This is a genomic window from Lewinella sp. IMCC34191, from assembly GCF_003390935.1.
Taxonomy (GTDB): domain Bacteria; phylum Bacteroidota; class Bacteroidia; order Chitinophagales; family Saprospiraceae; genus Neolewinella.
This window is the reverse complement of record NZ_QNQZ01000003.1, coordinates 305,005-325,392: the sequence shown is the minus strand read 5'-3', so window position 1 is coordinate 325,392 and position 20,388 is coordinate 305,005. Positions and strand designations below refer to the sequence as shown.

General features: G+C 56.3%; 19 protein-coding genes. 18 read left to right on the top strand and 1 reads right to left on the bottom strand.

Features of this window, described 5'->3' with window-relative positions; all coding sequences use genetic code 11:
* Positions 1-99: 99 nt before the first annotated feature.
* The 6 genes from DRW39_RS08565 to DRW39_RS22215 all read left to right on the top strand — a co-directional run bounded on the left by DRW39_RS08565 (position 100) and on the right by DRW39_RS22215 (position 5,757).
* Entirely contained in the window at positions 100-693 is a 594-nt protein-coding gene (locus DRW39_RS08565) for a tyrosine-type recombinase/integrase (RefSeq protein WP_116106610.1), read from the top strand.
* 124 nt (positions 694-817) lie between these two features.
* The gene (locus tag DRW39_RS08560) at positions 818-2,536 is read left to right on the top strand and encodes an Eco57I restriction-modification methylase domain-containing protein (RefSeq protein WP_198664825.1); all 1,719 of its coding nucleotides are present in this window, start codon (positions 818-820) and stop codon (positions 2,534-2,536) included.
* A gap of 8 nt (positions 2,537-2,544) precedes the next feature.
* Positions 2,545-3,282 (top strand): PaeR7I family type II restriction endonuclease, encoded by a 738-nt coding sequence (locus DRW39_RS08555; protein ID WP_116106609.1) that lies wholly within the window; start codon positions 2,545-2,547, stop codon positions 3,280-3,282.
* Positions 3,283-3,595: 313 nt separating this feature from the next.
* Positions 3,596-3,856 carry a hypothetical protein gene (locus DRW39_RS08545; protein ID WP_116106607.1) on the top strand — a complete coding sequence of 87 codons (261 nt, stop codon included), beginning with the start codon at positions 3,596-3,598 and terminating at the stop codon, positions 3,854-3,856.
* A 411-nt stretch (positions 3,857-4,267) separates the two neighbouring features.
* Positions 4,268-5,101 (top strand): hypothetical protein, encoded by an 834-nt coding sequence (locus tag DRW39_RS08535; protein ID WP_116106605.1) that lies wholly within the window; start codon positions 4,268-4,270, stop codon positions 5,099-5,101.
* Between the two features lie 323 nt (positions 5,102-5,424).
* On the top strand, positions 5,425-5,757 hold the full coding sequence (locus DRW39_RS22215; RefSeq protein WP_157976008.1) for a hypothetical protein: 333 nt from the start codon (positions 5,425-5,427) through the stop codon (positions 5,755-5,757).
* A gap of 617 nt (positions 5,758-6,374) precedes the next feature.
* Here the strand turns inward: DRW39_RS22215 and DRW39_RS08530 are convergent.
* Positions 6,375-6,644, bottom strand: a complete 270-nt coding sequence (locus DRW39_RS08530) for a hypothetical protein (protein WP_116106604.1) — start codon at positions 6,642-6,644, stop codon at positions 6,375-6,377.
* Between the two features lie 151 nt (positions 6,645-6,795).
* On the opposite strand from DRW39_RS08530, the gene DRW39_RS08525 reads away from it, so the two are divergent.
* The 12 genes from DRW39_RS08525 (at position 6,796) to DRW39_RS08470 (ending at position 20,328) form a co-directional block, all read left to right on the top strand.
* Positions 6,796-7,212, top strand: a complete 417-nt coding sequence (locus DRW39_RS08525; protein WP_116106603.1) for a hypothetical protein — start codon at positions 6,796-6,798, stop codon at positions 7,210-7,212.
* 39 nt (positions 7,213-7,251) lie between these two features.
* Positions 7,252-8,112: a fumarylacetoacetate hydrolase family protein gene (locus tag DRW39_RS08520; RefSeq protein WP_116106602.1), complete on the top strand. Its 861-nt coding sequence runs from the start codon at positions 7,252-7,254 to the stop codon at positions 8,110-8,112.
* 3 nt (positions 8,113-8,115) lie between these two features.
* Positions 8,116-8,505 (top strand): RidA family protein, encoded by a 390-nt coding sequence (locus DRW39_RS08515; protein WP_116106601.1) that lies wholly within the window; start codon positions 8,116-8,118, stop codon positions 8,503-8,505.
* A 29-nt stretch (positions 8,506-8,534) separates the two neighbouring features.
* A complete protein-coding gene (locus DRW39_RS08510) occupies positions 8,535-9,620 on the top strand; it encodes an alanine racemase (RefSeq protein WP_198664824.1) in 1,086 nt (361 codons plus the stop codon).
* A 209-nt stretch (positions 9,621-9,829) separates the two neighbouring features.
* Positions 9,830-10,930: a dipeptidase gene (locus DRW39_RS08505; protein ID WP_116106599.1), complete on the top strand. Its 1,101-nt coding sequence runs from the start codon at positions 9,830-9,832 to the stop codon at positions 10,928-10,930.
* Between the two features lie 185 nt (positions 10,931-11,115).
* Complete coding sequence (locus tag DRW39_RS08500) at positions 11,116-12,399, top strand: APC family permease (RefSeq protein WP_116106598.1); 1,284 nt, start codon at positions 11,116-11,118, stop codon at positions 12,397-12,399.
* Positions 12,389-13,147, top strand: a complete 759-nt coding sequence (locus DRW39_RS08495) for a DUF4397 domain-containing protein (protein WP_116106597.1) — start codon at positions 12,389-12,391, stop codon at positions 13,145-13,147. The genes DRW39_RS08500 and DRW39_RS08495 overlap by 11 nt, the downstream gene beginning before the upstream one ends.
* A gap of 128 nt (positions 13,148-13,275) precedes the next feature.
* Complete coding sequence (locus DRW39_RS08490; RefSeq protein WP_116106596.1) at positions 13,276-13,995, top strand: RluA family pseudouridine synthase; 720 nt, start codon at positions 13,276-13,278, stop codon at positions 13,993-13,995.
* A 102-nt stretch (positions 13,996-14,097) separates the two neighbouring features.
* Complete coding sequence (locus tag DRW39_RS08485) at positions 14,098-16,452, top strand: TonB-dependent receptor (protein WP_232830102.1); 2,355 nt, start codon at positions 14,098-14,100, stop codon at positions 16,450-16,452.
* A 3-nt stretch (positions 16,453-16,455) separates the two neighbouring features.
* Entirely contained in the window at positions 16,456-17,391 is a 936-nt protein-coding gene (locus DRW39_RS08480; RefSeq protein WP_116106595.1) for a DUF4249 family protein, read from the top strand.
* 180 nt (positions 17,392-17,571) lie between these two features.
* Positions 17,572-18,708, top strand: a complete 1,137-nt coding sequence (locus DRW39_RS08475) for a hypothetical protein (protein ID WP_116106594.1) — start codon at positions 17,572-17,574, stop codon at positions 18,706-18,708.
* Positions 18,709-19,152: 444 nt separating this feature from the next.
* Entirely contained in the window at positions 19,153-20,328 is a 1,176-nt protein-coding gene (locus DRW39_RS08470) for an outer membrane beta-barrel protein (protein WP_116106593.1), read from the top strand.
* The last annotated feature ends 60 nt before the right edge of the window (positions 20,329-20,388 follow it).

Here is a 20,388-nt window from a genome sequence, read left to right as displayed (position 1 = left end):
CAGATAGTTAATCGAAAAATAATTCGGCGGTTTGATGTTTGGGTTACGTTTCCCTGCGCGGACGGCGTTTTTGTAACCTCTCGGCTGTACCTTAAGTACATGGAGAAACCGGGACGCGAGAGTGCCACCGCCCCCCTACGGTGGACCCACGCGAATACCCTCCTCAAGGATCTGATGGCCGACCGCCGCTACAACACCGCCCTCCTGATTGGTGCCGGCATCTACTTCGGCCTCCGGATCGGGGACATCCTTCAGCTGCGGTGGGATCAGATCCAGTCGGATCAGTTCGTCATCTTGGAGGGCAAGACCGGGAAAGAAAGAATGGTCGACGTCCATGGCAATTTCCTGAAGCTGGCCAGGAGGGTAGGGGGGCAGCTGAATATCTCCGCCGATCACCCCGGCCTAGTCTTCGTTCACCAGCGGAGTGACGGCAACCGCGAGCGGGCGATCTCGGTGACCGCCGCCAACAAGCGGATCCGGAAAGCCTTCGCGACCTACGGAATTGACTCGCAGAACGCCAGCTCACACACCCTACGCAAAACCTTCGGCTGGCGCATCTACGAGAACAATGGACGGAGCGAGCACGCGCTGATCCTGCTCTCCCACATCTTTGGTCACCGGGACATCGGAGTGACGCGGCGGTACATCGGGCTGACGCAGGAGACGATCAGCAATGCATATTTGTCGCTTTAGCGGGCCAATCAATCTTTACCTTGTAGCACTTGTAACAACATTTTGTTTGTACTTTGGCGGCCCTACTTATCCCTCAATTCAAAGTCTTGTAGATTCTAATCACTGACTGAAGCACACTTAAAGAATGCCCTCCTCAATCTCCTCCCCCGATTTGTTCTCTGCTCAGCAGTACTATACCGAGCTAGATAATGCAGTGGCAGAAATGGCTCTAGCCAGCGGAGAAGAAAGAGGCGCAGTATTTACCAAATCCTGTGTCGTCGATTTGATATTAGACTTGGTGGGCTATACTCCCGATCGCCAACTTCACCGATTTAACTTACTTGAGCCATCCTGTGGCACGGGACGTTTCTTTCTCCCTGCCTTGGATCGACTACTTATCAGCTGGAAGAAAGCAGGAGGGCCTTTATTCGCTCAGTCCCTAGCAACCTGCCTTCGTGGTGTAGAGCTTCATCAGGAGACTTTTCATGCCCTTCGCCGGACCGTTTTGAATAAACTTCTTGAGGCTGGTTTTAATAAAGTGGAAGCAGAAAGGCTCTGCGATGCGTGGCTTATTCAAGGTGATTTTCTTCTTACTCAGGATCTACCGGCGTTTGATTTTGTAGTAGGCAATCCGCCTTACGTCCGCCAGGAGAAAATTGCCCCAATCCTGCTCTCAACTTACCGGGCAAAGTATCGCACGCTTTATGATCGGGCAGATCTCTATGTCCCATTCATCGAACAATCGCTTAAACTGCTTAAGCCCCACGGCCTTCTGGGATTCATCTGTACAGATCGCTGGACAAAAAACAAGTACGGTGCACCGCTACGCAATATGATTTCCAAAGGCTACCACCTAAAAGCCTATATAGATCTGGTCGGAACCCAAGCCTTTGAAACAGACGTGGCCACCTATCCCGCAATTACTATTATTACGCGCTCCCGTGGAACGCTCACCCAATTAGTCAGCAAACCTCAAGTCTCTCCATCCTCTCTTAAAAAATTAGCAGGAGATTTTAGCAGCGGTAAGGCAACTGCAACCGGCGTGATTAAAACTGTAAGTGCTGTTGTCAACGGGGAACAACCTTGGACGCTGGACAACCAGGATCAAACTGCTCTTGTGCGGGATTTGGAGGCGAGATTTCCTACTCTGCAAGAAGAGGGGTGCAAGGTTGGCATAGGTGTAGCGACCGGTGCAGATCAAGTTTTCATCGTTGATTACAACACCCTTGATGTAGAACCTTCGAGAAAACTCCCGCTGGCCACGACCAAAGATCTGAATGCTGGAAAGGTTGTATGGCAAGGCCGGGGCGTGGTAAATCCATTCGAGGATGACGGAACGCTGGCCAACCTGGAGACTTATCCCAAGTTCAAAGACTACGTTACTGGGCATCAAAAAAAACTGAAAGGGCGGCACGTAGCAAAGAAGTCGCCAGCAAAATGGTATAAGACCATTGACAGGATCACGTCCAAGCTGGCCAATCAACCCAAGCTTCTTATTCCTGATATCAAGGGTAACGCCTCCATAGTCTATGAGCATGAAGGGCTATATCCTCATCATAATCTCTACTACATAACGTCTGAGACCTGGGACTTAAGAGCCCTCCAGACCGTTTTACTTTCCGGCGTCGCCGAACTGTTTGTTTCGACTTATTCGACCAGGATGAGGGGTGGCTATTTACGCTATCAAGCCCAGTATCTTCGCCGCATCAGAATTCCGCAGTGGGAAGCTGTCTCTGAAAAAGTAAGGGAGCAGCTCATTGATGCTTCAAAATCCCAGGATTTTGTGCGTTGTAGGGATGTCGTATTTGATCTCTATGGTCTAAGCAATAACCAGCGATCCATCATCAACCAGACAGCAGGATAAATAACTTTATGGCTCTTGATTTAGCAAACTACGAGACCTCAGCAAAAGAAGCAGTACAAGCTTTTTGGGGCAACAGGGACAAGGCCATCAAAAAGCAAGAGGAGCTTGGGCGATTGGATCAGGGCGGCCGTTCGCACGTCACGGCTGGCAATAACATGGATGGCTTCATTGGTCTGATCGTAGACATCATTGAGCGCAATGGCCTCCAGAATGCGGACATACATCAAAGCAGGAAGGTCTTAACCTTGCCCGGATATTTTCGTCCCACCAAGCTTTGGGACATTCTCGTCGTAAACAAAGGCCAGCTAATTGCTGCCATTGAGCTGAAAAGCCAGGTTGGACCCTCATTTGGGAACAACTTCAATAACCGCTCCGAAGAGGCAATCGGAACAGCGCATGATTTTTGGACGGCATATCGGGAAGGAGCACTTGGCCAGCAAGCCAAACCCTTCATTGGGTGGCTAATGATGGTCGAAGACGAACCCAAATCAAGGTCGCCGGTCGGGAATAAAGAGCCTCTGTTTCCAGTATTTCCTGAGTTCGCCGGAGCTTCCTATTTGGAGCGGTATAATTTGCTGTGCCAAAGAATGGTGCAGGAACAATTATACTCAGCTGCGTGCCTGATCACCGCACCAAGATCAAGCAAGAAGGATGGGGTGTATAGCGAGCTGTCCGAGATGACCAGTCTAAAATCCTTCATAGCGGAATTGGCAGGTCACGTCGCTGCGGCGGCTGCTAAAGAATAGCTCAACGCAGTATCTATAAAGCGGAGATCCTGGCGAAACCATCATAACCTACACATTGTTTTATATCTAGGCGAATTGAAACTTAACTCACCTGATATGTCAAATAACAAACTGAAGCCCGGCGAGCCGGCTTTTAATTCTGGACAGTACCAAGAGATTGGTCCACGCGGTGGAAAAGGACGAGAAATCACCTCGACCAAGGGTAAACCCTTACCCACTACGACCAAGAAAAAGTCAACTTATACGCTTGTGGATCCCACCAAGAACAAAAGCGGGAGGAAGTAATCTTCTGCTCATGTCCTGATTTCGAAACATGCTCAAGCTTCTAAAATTCATCTGGAAGGATTCCGTCGAAAGTAAAGTTATTGCGAGTATTATCCTTGTTTTGGGTGGTGGAGCATTGGCTTTATTCTGGTCTACAATCACTGCTTTGTCATCAACCGCGATAGGTTGGTTTGCCGGGAAAACAGCTGTAGCCAACTGGCTGCTGGCTGCTGGCTGCGTTGATCCTCATCAGCGCATTCTTCATTTTGCTGATCACCTGGACGTGGCTCTCGCGTTTAGGAGGAACTGAAGAACGTCCTCTGACTCGGTCTGAATACAAAAAGGACCTGTTTTTTAAGGTTATGTGGCGATGGCAGTATGCACACACCTCTAACACGATCTATCACCTTTCTTGCTTTTGTTCCGAGTGCGACTGCCAGCTAGTCCCTCATCCTTTTTATCATCATCATACGGCTGACTCCATGGTTAGCCTTAAATGCCCTGACTGTCTTCCCTTCTATACCCAGATCGAAGGAGAGTGGCAAGACATTGAGCAGAGAGTCACCATGAAAATTCAAAAAGCTCTGCGTATAGGGGATTGGGTCAATAGCCTCTCGATCAAAAAAGAAATAGTCGAAGCTAAAAAGGTAATTAAAAACTGAAAATTGATAGACTTTTTCAGGGAAACAGACAGAGAACTTCAAGAGGCAAAATATCACCTATGTCAACCATAAAAGAATTTGGCGATCCTGAATTTGCACCTGAAATGCATGAAGCAAAGGCTGCAATGTTGAAGGCTGGATTCGCGGGTATGGTAGGTTCTATCCCTCACCTTGGACCTATGCTACAGGCAGTGACGTTCACCTACCACAGTGAACTGCAATTTCTCCGTGTCAGTAAGTTCTTTGCCCATCTCAATGAAGCCATTAAAGCTGTCGATACATCGAAAATCGATAAAGAATATCTAGCCTCAGAAGGGTTTCATGATCTTATTATTGAGGTTGTCGAAGAAGTCAAGAAGTGCAGACATAATGAGAAACTTCTTAGATTCAAAGAGGTGGTGCTCGCGCAAATTCAAGAACCGCTAGATTCTGACCATGCTATTTCGTTCATCGCTTTGATAGCGAGTATTGAGGAGGTCGAACTTTCATTATTATTGACTTACCAGAAGTATTCTGAAGGTTTGCAGAAACTGTACACAAACAGCTACGAACTAGAGAACCAGTTAAAAGCCGCTGATGCAAGGCATGACCAAAAGTATTCAAAGACATTTGAGGATTCACAAGCTTTTTGGCAAAGCACAAGATCATCAGGATCTATTGGGGCGAAGTTGCAGTCGGTAAATGATGAAATCTACGAGAAAAACCAATTGCTTTTACCAGCTAGACTAGGAATTTCTGATCAACAGATTGAGTATTATTCAAATATTTTGGTTGGCAAAGGTCTTCTAGTTATAAAGCCGGTCCTCAAAGGGAGTAACTTGCTAAAGTTTGAACAGATTTATCTAATAACAGGATATGCGAAAGAGTTTATCAGGTTTTTGCAGAAAGCGTAATGCCTTTCGCGGTTTCTATTTATCATAACAAAGTCTATGACTCTATCTTCTGGTGAAACCGTTGCCGCCGCCTGGCAGCTCACCCCTCCGAAATAACTCCTTCCCCTATTCCGATACTGAGCAAGTACCGGCTTCGGCTTTGGGAAAATATCATGGGTGAGCAAGTGGCATCTGATCACGCATATAGGAATCTGCCAAACTGATGGAAGCAAGCGGCGAAAGCCGGAATAGCGGCGAGCACCAACGTTCTTGTTTTTCCCGTTCGTCTTAAGGGTAAAACACATTCACGGCTATGAAGTCGTGTGTGCAAACCGAATCACCTTATGAGAATCACCGCCTGCCTGCTTATTGCGATCATCACCCTTCTTTTTCCAAGTTGCGACAAAGATCCGGAGACCATAGAACTTCGACGGATAGAAACCCAGTGTGCCGACCCCTGGCGTCAGCAAGACTCTTCTGGCGCTACCGGACCCGATGGGGCGCTTCGAGCTTATCTAATGCAGCGGGATGTTACGGTGTTGGATGTACGTTACGAAGTTGACCAGTCGGTAGTGACCTTTTGTGAGGCTTGCGACTGTGGGACAGGTCGAATCATCGTCGTGACGGTACCTGAAACACAATCTGCCCGTATGGAGGATTTAGGATTTAAGCAGTAGGGCTCACCAGGCACAACCAGTGAAATCTTTTTCCCCCTAGACTTCCTGTCTTATTAGTTATCAAAGACCTAACCAATTAACCTCCGCCATGGACGTGGAATGGCCGATTAGCAACCGGGAGAGGGGGGCCTCAAACCCCTACTAAACATAAGAAAACCTATGTGCCAAACATAAACAACCAATTGTCAATCAGACTAATCGAGCAAGGAGACTATTATATCAAGGAAAAGGGACATGCTACCAAACCCTCCACCCCAAATTTTCTTCGATGGGGCAGCAGGCGATCCGTCCACGGAAAAGTCCGAGCAAAAGGCGTCCGAATGACAGGTAAGCGGAGCACGTGATCAGGCCATCCGCCAGACGCGTTACTCCGAATAAATATGGATGCCAGACTTCCTGGGCCACATTGTCGTGCCCATAAAATGGTTGCTGTCCGGTATAGCAGACCATTGATACCAATCTCCGCATCGAACCATCCACGGGCAGCGGCAACGGATCCACGGACGCCAGCCCACCAATCGTCAGTTTTACGGATTGGCCGGGAGGCACACAGCCCGTACTTTTAGACGACCATAGGCAAGAAGGAGTCAGAGCTGTCGAGCTAAGCCACTGAACCGCTAACGAACTATCCCCAATCCATCCTGCCGTCCCAAAATATCCTCCAGTTGCTCGATGCGGTCGGGGTTGCCGGTGAGCCAGGGGTCGAGTTGTTGGGAGAGGGTGGTTTCGGCTTCTTCGGAGGGGAGGTCGGATTCGGTCCGTTTGCGCTGGTCGGCATCGTCGAAGGCGGGGCGGATGTAGTCGAGTATCGCCTTGCGGATACCGTTTTTCTCGTTTTCGGGGCGGCGTAGGGCGTCGAGGGTGGAATGAATGAGGGCGTCTACCATAATGGCGGTTGTTTTGCTTGTTTTCTACCTGCGTTTACCGCCATCGGTCACCATATGTTTGAGCGGAAGCTGCGGATTGGGCCACCGTTTGCCGGGGCATGTGGGAAGAATGCGGTTGTGAATTGATGGCGGGCGTTTGTATTTTGGTCCGATGTCGAGCATGTCACCCTTTCCCGGCAGGTTATTCCTGCTGGCCTGTATCGTCGGGCTCTCCGTCCTGTCGGCGCGACCGGCCAGCTTCGTGCTGACGCTGGTAGAGATCGAAGAGCTGGCTAACGACCACGTCGGAGACAAATGGTCGCACGTCGCCCGCGTCGATGGATGGGAGCTGGACGTACACAACAGCATCGACCTGGCGAGCGCCGAGGCCTACCACATCGAATGTACGAGCCGGGAATCCGATCCTTTTTACCCGGATTCCGGCAGCCGTACCCTGCGCATGACCGAAGCGGATATGATCGCCGCAGCCGATAGCGGAGGCTTTACCATCGACGTAATCGTCCGGGAGGGGCACGGGGAATACGCCGGCAACCAGGCCGTGTGGCGCTACCACTTCGCCCTCCGCTGACCGGTAGCCGGAACCGCCCGCGGGTACTATCTTGCCCGCATGAAACTGATCCGCTTCCAACCCAAAGAATCTATTCCCAAGCCCGGTATCCAACGTCCCGACGGTACGCGCATCGACGTATCCGGCTTCTGCGCCGATTACGATGAGTTCTTCTTTGGCAGCGGTGGCCCCGCCCGCCTGGCGACCTGGCTGGAGGAGCACGGCGATCATTGTCCGGTGGTCGATGCCGGCACCCCCCTGGCCGCCCCCTGCGCCCGGCCTTCCAAGATCGTTTGCGTGGGGATGAACTACGCCGCCCACGCCGCTGAGACCGGTGCCCAGGCGCCCACCGAACCGGTGATTTTCATGAAGGCAACCTCGGCCATTACCGGTCCGTACGACGATATCGTGCTCCCGAAAGACAGCACCAAGACCGACTGGGAGGTCGAGCTGGCCGTCATCATCGGCGAGCGCGCCAGTTACGTGAGCGAGGCGGACGCCATGAACCACGTGGCCGGCTACCTTTTGCACAACGACGTGAGCGAACGCGCCTTCCAGATCGAACGCGGTGGGCAGTGGGTAAAGGGTAAGAGTGCCGATACCTTCGCGCCGCTGGGGCCCTGGATCGCTACTCCGGACGAAATCGGCGATCCGCACAAGCTGCGCTTGTGGCTCAAACTGAACGGGGAAACGGTGCAGGACAGCAACACCAGCGACTTCATCTTCAACCTGCCCCAGTGCATCAGCTACATCAGCCGTTTCATGACCCTCCTGCCGGGTGACGTCATCAGTACCGGTACCCCCAGCGGCGTCGGCCTGGGCATGAAACCCAATCGGTATCTCAAAGCCGGCGACGTGGTCGAACTCGGCATCGACGGCCTCGGCACCAGCAAACAACACGTAAAGGCCTACGGGGCATAGCTTATGGAAAAAACACGCATCACCCACCCCCAGCGGAAGGAAGACTTCGTTACCGGCGCGTATTCGGACGGCGTCATCGTCGGCGACCTGCTCTTCGTGAGCGGACAGACGCCCGTCGATTTTGCCACCTCCAGCGTCGTACTTGGCACCATCGAGGAGGAAACCCGCCGGGTACTCAACAATATCAAGGCCATCCTGGAAACCGGAGGGGCCGGCATGGAGAACGTGGTGAAAGTCACCGTTCACCTGGCCGACAGCGACGATTTCGATCGTTTCAACGCGGAATACGCCACCTTTTTTACCGGGGTCCGTCCGGCCCGCACGACCGTACAGTCCGGTCTCAAGCACGGTATCAAGGTCGAGATCGACGTGATCGCCAAGCTCTCCGCGTAATGAACGGGCAGCTCGACCATACTTATGGTGTGCACAATCTGGACGAGGTCGACTCACCCGCCCTCCTCGTTTTCCCCGACAAGGTTGCCGCCAACATCGACCGCGCGCTCGAACTCACCGCGACCGCGAACGGCCACTGTCTGCAACCCCACATCAAGACGGTCAAGAACCCGGACGTTGCGCGCATGGCCATCGAGCGTGGGATTACGCGCTTCAAATGCAGCACCGTCAGCGAGGGCGAGCTGCTGGGTTCGGTGGGGGCCGAACGGGTACTGCTGAGCTATCAGCTTTCCCGGGTGAAGGCGAAGCGCTGGCGGGAACTGCGGGCGCTGTATCCCGATACCGAATTTGCGAGCCTAATCGACAACGCGGACAGCGCCCGAATGGCCTCCGGGCTGTTCGCCGACGACCCTTTACCGGTTTACGTCGACATCAACCCGGGCATGGACCGTACCGGAATCCCCCCGGATCGAGCGCCGGCTTTGATCGAGCTAATGCTACAATTGCCTGGCCTGGAGTTGCGTGGCTTCCACCTCTACGACGGCCACATCCGTAACCCCCAAGACGCGGAACGCGAACGCCAAGCCAAAGCCGCCCTGGCAGAAGTGGATTCATTGCGGCGGAGCGCAGGTGAAAACATGTCCACGAACCTGGAGATCATCGTCGCCGGATCCCCCAATTTCCCCTTCTACGTCGGCCACGAGAACGTCTGGGTCAGCCCCGGCACCTTTTTCCTGTGGGACGCCGGCTACGGAGACGCCTTTCCGGAGTGGGGTTTCCAACCGGCCGCCCTGGTGCTGACGCGGGTACTGTCGGTCATCGACGGGGAAAAACTCTGCTTCGATATGGGCTCGAAGGCTATCTCGCCGGATAAGGCCCAACCGCGTATGACCTTTCCCGATTTGCCGGATTTTGAGGTAGTGGGTCAGTGGGAGGAGCACCTGGTCGTCCGCGTGCCGTCGACGGAGGGCATCTCGGTCGGCGATCCCTATCTCGCCGTTCCTGCCCACGTCTGCACCACGGTGAATCTCTATCAGGAGATGCTACCGGTGGTGGATGGGCGGGTGAAGGGTAGCTGGGCGGTGGTGGCCCGGGATCGGCGGATTGGGGTTTGATTTCTGATTTACGATTTGGCTGTGCTTGGTCTGGGGCGGATTGCTTCTCGACCACCCGACAAGCGGCCCTTCAAAATCCGCGCTATCCCGATGCCCTGCCGGAATAATCCGTGGAAATCTGTGCCCGAGCGCAGCGAATCCGTGCAGGCGCAGCCAATCTGTGAGAGCCCATATCCCGCCTAGCCACCCGATAAGTAACTTCCCCATCCATGGCACCCCCCCTAATCATTGACGCCCACCTGGACCTGGCCACCAACGCCATGACCTACAACCGCGACCTTAACCAGCCGGTCACCACCATCCGGGAACGGGAACGCGCGCAGGGGCTTACCGACCACCCGGACCGCGGCCGCGGCACGGTCGCCCTGCCGGAGTTGCGCCAGGGTGGGGTAGGACTCGTGTTCGCTACCCTGATCGCTCGGGTAGACCACGCCGACAAACCCCCGGCCACCCTTCGCCTGCCGGGGTGGCACTCCCCCGCGCAGGCCTGGGCCGATGCCCAGCGTCAGCTGGCTTGGTACCGCGAAATGGAACGGACGGGGGAGATGACCGCTATCGTCGACGCTGCCGGCCTGGAGCGGCACCTGGCGCGGTGGCAGGATGATGATCCGGCCGATCGGAAGCCGGTGGGGTATATCCTGGCCCTGGAGGGAGCAGATTCGATCGTGAATCCTGATCACCTGCACCGGTACTACGAGCAGGGGTTGCGGTCCATCGGGCCGGCCCATTTCGGTCCGGGGCGCTACGCCGCCGGTACGGGATCGGACGGTAGCGGTCTTACCCCGGCGGGCCGGGAGCTGCTGGGGGAGATGAGCGACCTTCGGATGCTGCTGGACCTCACCCATCTCACGGATCGAGGCTTCTTTGAAGCACTGGAAATTTACAACGGCCCGGTCATTGCCAGTCACCAAAATTGCCGGGCCCTGGTACCGGGCGAGCGGCAGTTCACCGATGAGCAATTGCGGGCGGTCATTGAACGGGGCGGGGTAGTGGGTGCCGCCCTGGATGCCTGGATGCTGCACCCCGGCTACGTCCGCGAGCGAGACGATCCCCGCTCGCTGAAGATCGGTCTGGAGCGCGTGGCGGACCACATCGACTACGTCTGCCAACTGGCGGGAAATGCCCGACACGCGGGTATCGGTAGCGACCTGGACGGCCTGTTCGGTACCGAGCAGTGCCCATATGACCTGGACACCATTGCCGATCTGCCGAAACTCGATGCTTTACTGGCGCGGCGCGGTTATTCGGCCGGCGATCGGGAGCGGTTGCGGTCCGGGAACTGGCTGCGGGTGTTGCGGTCCGTGCTATAATTGGTCGGACGAGCAGTGCTCCGACCGGGGTTTGTCGGACAAATTATCGCTCCGACGACTTGGCGTGCCCTGAACAGCCAGGACTGCGAAAATTGAGAATGGCACGGATAAAATTCGGCTGGGCGATCGCACCAATACCGGGCAAAGCACTTTAGAGGACAGGTTAGATTTAAAAATTCGGCCCTATGTCCGACTCCGCCAGCAAACTCAGTCCGGTATCCGTGTGGGCTCTCGCGGCCGGGGGCATGGTAGGTGGCGGTATCTATACGGTGCTGGGCGTGGTCGTCGCCGTCTCCGCACAGTGGGCGTGGCTGTCCTTCGCCTTTACCGGCATCATCGCGCTGAGTTCGGCGTACAGCTACGTCTACCTGTCGAATACGTTCCACGAGGGCGGGGGTGCCTTTGATTTCCTGGAGAAGTTCAACGACGAACGCCTGGGGGGCAGCCTGGCCTGGATGCTCATCCTGGGCTACGTACTCACCATATCCGTGTATGCTTATGCCTTTGGGCATTACGTATCCTTCGCCTTTCACGGGGGCGGGTGGCTCACGCGCGGGCTCGCCGCGGGTATCGTTGCCGCTCTCATCGGGCTCAATCTGGCCGGCGTGGGCAAGCTCACCAAAGTGGAGATCGCGATCGTATCCGTCAACCTGCTGGTGCTGCTGGGCCTGGGGGTGTACGGCCTTACACAATGGGATGCCACCCAACTGACGGCCGGCGTGGAGCCGCGACCGGCCTGGTCCGGGCTGATCGGCGGGGCAGCCATCTTTATGGCCTACGAAGGATTTCAGCTCCTGAGTTACGAGTACGACCGGATAAAAGAGGCCAGGAAGTACTTCATGCCTACCCTTATGAGTGCGGTGCTCTTTGTGGTCCTGCTGTACATCGTGGTCGCCCTTGGCGCTACCGTGCTGGGCGGTGCCGCCACGCTGATCGACTTCAAAGAGATCGCCCTGTCGATCACTGCGCGCGAGGCCTTTGGGGAGACGGGCGTTATCGTGATGACCGTAGCCGCCGGCTTTGCTACCGCCGCGGCTATCAATTCCACGCTCTTCTCCACGGCCAACCTCACTAAGCAAATTGCCGGCCAGGGCGAGCTGCCGGCTTGGTTTAATCATACCAACGGCGCCAACGTGCCCGACCGGTCGATCATAGCGCTGGGTAGCCTGGCCGGCGTACTGGCCGTAACCGGATCGCTGAGCGCCTTGGTCGAGGCCGCGAGTCTCGTCTTCCTGGCCACCTTCGGTATTGTCAACTGGCTGTGCTGGCGGAAGAGCGACCGGCGCCGCTGGATTCCCGCACTGGGCATCGGCTGTGGGGTCGTAACCGGATTGGCCCTGCTCCTGCGGGTGGCCATTGGAAAACCCGTGGCCTTCGGGGGCTTAGTCCTGGTCGTGGTGCTCATCATCCTGGGGCGGCCCTTTTTGCTGAACAAGACGAAAAACCAAGATCGTGAAAATGACGCCTGATCGCGGCTGTTGTGCCCTCCTGATCTCGGTGTTGCTATTCGCCGGATGCGGAAAACCAAATACACCAAACGCGCCGGCCGAGCTCCGTGTCGGACAGTTTCTATTTGCCTCCGCATCGGCTCGCGTCAGCCTGGTCGGGGAGGATGGCGATTCCAGCGTCCTTAGCCTCAGCTACGCCGAGCTCACGGACTACCGGGCATTTTCGCCGGGAAGCTATACCGTTGACGTACACGCCGGCGGACAGCACCTGCTTCACAAGACCATCGGGTTAGGTACCGGTGGGCGTTACAGTCTTCTGCTCGCGGGCATTCCCCAGGAAGGGCAAGAGGTAAATCAGGCCACTTTCGGCACCCGGCTCCACCGCATCTTTGAAGGGGCCGCCGCCCGCACCGATAACGATTTTCTCCCTACCCTCTTACTGCAAAACGACTACTTCGTTCCCGTCCCCGGCGAGGGCAACCTTCGGGTGACGCAGCTGGTCCCCGGTCTTATTCCCGTAGATGTCGAGCTGGACCGAGAGGGCGACCAGCAAGCTTCGCTGAAGGGTATCGCTTACGCCCACACTTCCGACCGGGATCAATTTACCGCGGGCACTTACGCCGCCTCGCTGCACCTGGCGGGTAGTCCGCAGGACCGACTGAAATTTCAACTGGAGCTGGATACGTCCACCTTCACCAACGTCTATATCCTGCCCGCTGCCGGTGACAGTCGGCGCCTGCGGGTCGTTACCGGCAGGACTTCTCAGTAGAAGCTGATACGCCGGGGGCTTGTCAGATGCCTAAACCGGTCGGACAATTTCCCGCCGGACGACTTCCCGTCCGACCGCTGAACGCACGGACGACTTAGCGTTCTGGCCCGAAAGCCTACCTTTCCGCCATGAAGATTCCCATCCTCTTCGAAGACGAACACCTGATCGTCGTGGACAAGCCCGCCGAGGTGCTTACCGTACCGGACCGCCACGATCCCGATGCCCCGAACCTGAAGCAACTGCTCTCGGATCGTTATGGTACCATCATCCCGGTCCACCGGCTAGATAAGCCGACCAGTGGCGTGCTGGTTTTTGCCCGCACGCCGGATGCCCACCGGGGTCTGAGCATGCAGTTTGAGGCCCGTGAAGTAGAAAAGGTGTACCTGGCGCTGGTCGATGGGGTGCCGGACCCGGAAGAGGGAGAGATCGACGAGCCGATCGCCCCACACCCTTCGAAGGTTGGCCGCATGCTGGTCACCAACCGGGGCGGCAAATTCGCCCGTACCGACTACAAAGTGATGGAGACCCTGGGGAAATTCAGCCTGGTGGGGGTGCAGATCTTTACCGGTCGGACCCACCAGATCCGCGTGCATCTGGCGTACCTCGGGTACCCGCTCATCGTGGACCCTTTTTACGGCAAGCGGACCGAGTTCTTTCTTTCCGAGATCAAGGGCAAACGCTACAACAAAGGAAAACATGAAGTCGAGCGACCGTTGCTTTCCCGGGTGCCGTTGCATGCTTCCCGCCTGGGCTTCACCCACCCCGTCACGGAGCAATGGATGCACTACGAAGTGGAGCTGCCGAAGGATATGCGCGCTATGGTGAAGCAACTGGGCAAGTTGGGGTAGCAAAATTTAACGCTTTGAAAAGAGCGGGGATCGGGTCTCCCAACTACCTTTAGGATAACACCTATTGACCCCACCTTGCCTCTTTACACTCCCTCTCTATTATTGAGTGCCTGTCTGTGGGCGGGCGTACTTACCGGTCAAACGACGGTAAGTGGGTACCTCACGGATGCCGCAAGCGGCGAAGCGCTTCTCGCCGCCAATGTTATGGAGTTGCGGACCGGACAGGGTGCCGTCGCCAATGAGTACGGCTTCTACAGCCTGACGCTGCCCCGGCGGGACAGCCTACGCTTACGGTTCAGCTATATCGGATATGGTTCCCGCGATACGCTTATCCTGCAACCGCCGGCTACACTCGCTATCGACCTGGGCCTGCAAAGTGCCGCGGAATTGGAAACCGTAGTTGTCACCTCCAATCAGGGCGAACGCATCGAGCAGCGCACGCAGATGAGTACCGTGGAAATCCCCGTAGCGCAGATAAAGCGGGTGCCCGCCCTGCTGGGAGAGGTGGATGTATTAAAAACGCTTCAATTACTCCCGGGCGTCCAGAGTGGCGGCGAGGGAGCCACGGGACTCTACGTACGTGGCGGCAGCCCGGACCAAAACCTGGTCCTGCTAGATGGTGTACCGATCTATAATGTCTCCCACCTACTGGGCGTGTTTTCCATTTTCAATGCCGATGCGCTACGCAACGTGACGCTCACCAAGGGCGGTTTTCCGGCGCGGTACGGGGGGCGACTTTCCAGCGTGCTCAGCATCAATATGAAGGAGGGTAACCTCAACGAATGGGAGGGGGAAGGCTCACTCGGGCTGATTTCCTCCAAGCTTACCCTAAGCGGTCCGCTACGGAAGGGAAGGACGAGTGTTCTCCTATCCGGGCGGCGCACCTATGCCGACCTAATCGCCGCCCCGCTACTCAAACGAACGGCTGGCCCGGGCACCGAAACCGATCTTGGTCTGTATTTCTACGATCTGAATGCAAAATTGCAGCATAAGGTCAACGACCGCCACCGGCTCTTTTTGAGTTTCTATAATGGCAGCGACGTCTTCCGAACCGAGATAAGCGAAGAGACGGAAACCTACGGGGGCGGTACCAACTGGGGAAACCTGATCTCCGCCGCGCGCTGGAACTGGCAGGTCGGTCCGAAATTGTTCGTTAATACCACGGCTACGTATAGCCGCTACCGGATTGAAATCAATAGTCTGAGCGCTAATGGCGAGGATGAGTTTCGGGCCCGTTACTTCAGCGGCATCAACGATCTCGGCGGGAAGATGGACTTCGATTATGTCCCCAACCCCAACCATTACCTTCGCTTTGGCACTGGTTTCACTCACCATACCTACCATCCGGGTGCCGTATCCCTACTGAACCGGGCGGAAGATGCCGTCGATCTGGATACCCTCATCGGTAGCAGCTCCACTTCCGCCGCCGAGGTGTACGCCTACTTAGAAGACGACATATCCCTGGGTGCGCTCAAGGTCAATGTCGGGCTGCACCTCTCCGGTTTTGCCGTGGATGGTGAATTTTATTCCAGCCTTCAGCCACGTCTCGGTCTACGGTATCTGGTCCGTGATGACTGGTCAGTAAAGGCCAGCTACAGCCGTATGCAGCAGTACATCAATCTGCTGGCCAGCGAGTCGCTTAGCCTACCGACCGACCTCTGGGTGCCGACAACCGCGCAGGTACGGCCCCAGCAGTCCTGGCAGGTGGCGGTCGGCGCGGCAAAGACCTACCGCTCCGCCTACGAGGTGAGCCTGGAAGCCTTTTATAAAAAAATGAATAACGTCCTGTCGTTTCGCGAAGGCGCCAGTTTCCTGCTCGGGCTGGAATCCGACTGGCAAACAAAGGTCACCCAGGGACGCGGGGAAGCCTACGGAGCCGAATTCTTCGTGCAAAAAAAGGAAGGGCGACTTACCGGCTGGGTAGGCTACACGCTATCGTGGAACAATCGGCAGTTCGAGGAACTGAACGGGGGGCGTGCCTTTCCCTTTCGCTACGATCGCCGCCACGACCTGAGTGTCGTCGGTAATTATGATTTCAGTGAGCGCATCGGGCTCTCCGGCGCCTTCGTCTACGGTACCGGCAATGCGGTCACGCTGCCAATATATACCTACACTACCGTCAACCCGCAGGCGGGAACGCATTGGAGTAATAATTACTACCCCGATCGCATCGAGACAAGCACGGAAAAGAACAGCTTCCGCATGACCAACTATCACCGTCTCGACCTCAGCGTTTCCTTCCGTAAAAAGAAGCGTTGGGGGGAGCGCAGTTGGGTGATCAGCGTATACAATGCCTACTGGCACCGGAATCCGTACTACATGGAGGTCGGCCCCGAATGGGTATGTACCGAGGACAGTAACGGGGGCACGAGCTGTGGTTACGGAGACCGGCTGGTCGTCTCCGAGGTCAGTATCCTGCCCATCATCCCATCGGTAGCCTATACTTTCAAATTCTAAGCTATGAGTAGGCTAAGTGCCGTACTTACGATGACCTTACTGGTTATCTCGGCCTGTGGGGACGATCCCTTCCGGCAGGTGGTGGATATCGAACTGCCAAACCACGATCCGGCACCTGCGATCTCCGTGGAGCTGGTTGCGGGAGATTCGATCGTGCGTCACTCCGTCGCCCGCAGCTACGGCACACAGGACGAGCGCACCGAGGAGGAGCTGCATTACGAAATGGTGCTTTACCGGGATGACGCCGAAGTCCTCCGCCACGGCGGCACGACGCAGGATTTTACGGACCCGTCGACGAATCCGTCGAATTTAGTTTTGCCGGCACCCGTCGACAGTATGCCCGCCAGGTACCGGATAGAGGTGAATATCCCTGGTCTGGGCTCGGCCTCTTCGGAAGAAATGATGCCAACACGGCCGAACGCAAGGGTAGTACGCTTCGAACGGGAGGGTGCTCTTTCCCCGGATGGAGAGCGTGTGGATGCCCTAAGCCTGGAAATCTCGGATCCCCCTGGTCCGGGTAATTACTATGCGGTAGCGGTAGGCTACCGGGGCCTCGGGGCGACCCGGTGTTTTAACAATCAGGGGGTAATAACCTGTGATTCCACTTATGCGGATTTCTCCCTTATCGCCCAAACTCCGAATCCGCTAGTACGTGACTTGGGGTATGCCTATGCAATGGGACTAAGCGATGCCTCCTTTGACGGACAGGATTACCAACTGGAGGTCCAATTTTCTTCGGCTGAGGCTAGCGAAAATGCCTCCTTATTCGTCGAAGTGTTTAGCCTGACCGAAGCCGCTTTTCGCTATCTGGTTTCAAAGGAAGCCTTCGACCGGGCCCGGGGTAATCCTTTTGCCGAACCCGTGACGGTAACCAATAACATTGACGGGGGATACGGCTATTTTATCGTCGCCAATCGCCGGCGGCTAATGCTGGAATAAGTCGGGCGCGGATACCGCTTCGTGCATTCGAGAAAGATTGCCCGCGGCCCTACGTTCCCGCACGGTTAATCAGCGAACAATATTTTCTCATAATAGGGGCGTTCAGCCAACGCGAGCATACCCACCGGCATCTTTATTTTAGAATACCCTCCCGGCTTATATCACCTAAAACCACCTACCATGCGGATATTTCTACCCCTGATTGTATTGCTCCTTATCGTTCACGTGGGCCACGCGCAGGTCGCCTATAAACAAGGTACGGTATACCTGGATGGGGGCTCTACTCTAACGGTGCGTAACGGAAGCCTCTTGCGATCCGAGAATGCTTTCAGTAATCCATCCGCGCCGGAAGTAAGCAGGGTGGGGGGCACTTCTAGCCCCGTCGGCGTATTTGCCTTCGACCGACTATTAGTAGGCGTACGGGCAGGCTATAGCCATACCTGGTACGGGGATAGCTTTTTTAACGGAGCCGCCGGCAGTAGCGAAAATTACCGCGTCAACCCCTTCGTTCGCTACTACATTCTCGCTGGTGAGGAGCGGAAATGGAATCTTTTCGCGGAGTTAGGATTCGGGACTTTCGGTGGCGGAAATCTGCCCTCCTTCGAAACCGATTTCCATGTCGGCGCCGGGGTGGATGTGCCGTTGTTGCCGGGCGTGGTGGGAACCGCCCGACTGGCCTACAATGCCAATGCCAGCGGACTAAATTTCACGACCCTGGACGTCGGCGGTAATCTTCTGCTGGGGCAACTGAACCCGGTCGTGGAGGTACCCCTTGCAAAGGGAACCTGGACCACCCAGGGCCGACTCATCAACGCTTCCTTCGGACATATGCGCCGCGGTAATAACAACTGGACCAGCTACACCTACCGATTCACTCCGGCATTAGGGTATTTCGTGCTGGATGGCCTTTTGATTTCCTCTGCCTCCTCCCTTACCGTTACCGGAGAGCAGAACGACCTCTCATCGGCTTGGGTGACCACCCGGAATGAACGTCAACACCACCTGGAAACGGAGTTGGCAGCCCGCTACTATCCCTGGCGGGGTGGTAAGTTATTGCCCTTCGCCGCGGTCTCCGTCGGATTTCGCTATTCCAGTTTAGACCGGGAGGACAACCCAAGCGACCTTCAAAGTTCTTCGACGATCCTCGCGGCTAGCGCAGGAATCAGCTATTTCCTTGGCGACAACGTAGCCCTCGAGGTCGCCGCCGAGTATCAGCAAAGTAATAATCGCGGTGCCGATTTCGCGGTTGCCGATCCCACTTCGAAATTTCGCCAGATCAGTCTCGATACCGGATTCGCCTTTTATTTCGGCCGGTAATCGCCGTTTTAGGTTGAAGACGAATAAACGGTAGTCGGGGGTGGGCACGACCGACGAGTGCAGAATGTATTCCCACCGCCAAGATTGAGGCGCTGCACGTTCGCACCTGGTTCGGACGGCACGTATGTGGTCTGCGGCTGGTGAACGGAAAGCGGCGTCCGCTGCAACGCATCATCCCTGCTGCGGGCCGCAAACAACTATTCCGGGTCCTCAGGGCGGCTACTCCCCCCGGCTACGGAGGACGGAAAAGCCCACATTACTGCCCCAATTGCCGGCGACCGTGGCCCACTGATCCAGCTGCTGGCGGCGGTCCGCCGCGCCCCTGGAAAATCGATCCACCTACGGGCCGGCGGGTGTTGCCCGGCCTGGGTCGCCAACGTATGCTTCGCTGATGTACGTCTACGGCTTGCCCCCCGGGCGTAACTTCACTTACCCCTCCCCCTTATGCATACCAAGACCTACCTCCTCCTGGCCTTGTGGCTGGCCGCCGCCGCCCAAATCTTCGGACAGTCGACCCGACGAGGGCTCTACCTCGACGGCGGGGCTTCCCTGCTCGACTACACCCGCACGGATTATCCGTACTTCGGTCACTACCTAAGCCCCGCCCGCCCCCAGCGCCGGGTCGAGGAATGGGCAGCCGACCTCGCCCCCGTAGGCTACTTCGTGACCGATCGCTTGCTAGTGGGGACCCGATTCGACTTGCGGCGAATGAAGGCGGAAATGCCCTGGACGGCCGATCAGCAGTTCCGGTATACCGACACCTGGTCTGCCCTGCGTCCCTTTCTGCGGTATTATCCGCTGGCTTCCGGCGACCGGAAATGGAGCGTCTTCGGTGAAGTCGGCTTCGGCCGGATCGGGCTAGAGGGGTATACGGGCTTCGAAACCGATTTTCACCTGGCGGCCGGTACCGAGTACCGCCTCGGCGAAGGCCTTTTGGCCACCGCCCGGTTGGCGTATAATGGCTACGCCTCCGATCTCAACTACACCACTCTGGAGATCGGACCCCGCATTCTCATCAACGAACTGCACGGGGTTTCGGGGCGGCCCCGCCTGACGCGCGGCACCCTGATGACGCGTGGGCCACTCTTTCGGGGCAGCGTCGGCCACATGCGCCGGCAGGAGCAAGACTGGCTCGACTATCGCTTCGAAATTTCCCCCTCGGTGGGGTACTTCCCGGTAAACGGCCTGGCGGTAGTCGCTGAGGTCGACTGGCAGATCGATGGGGAGTACAACTATCTGGAGGACAACAACTGGTTCCGCCGGACCGCCAACCACGTCACCGCCGATTTCCGGGCCTCTCTGGGACTGCGCTACTATCCCATTCGCTCCTCCCGCCTGCTGCCCTTCGCCGGGGCTTTTCTCGGGCACTACCGCTACGAATACGACTACGAACATCCCCAGGGTGACGACACCCGCGTAAAAGCGTTGACCTACCGCGGTACCGTAGGCGGTACCTATTTTCTTTCCGACCGTGTAGCCCTGGAGGCCAACCTCTCGTACACGCGGCAGGACGAGCGGATGCACTGGGGGTATATGCCGGCCGGGAGTTGGTCCGATCAGGAGACCGATCGCCTCGTCGCCACGGCCGGTTTTACGGTCTTCCCGGGGCGCGATCGATGAATTGTTACGATAAAAATCGTAGATAAATTTGCTTTGCTACGATTTGTCTCGTACTTTAGC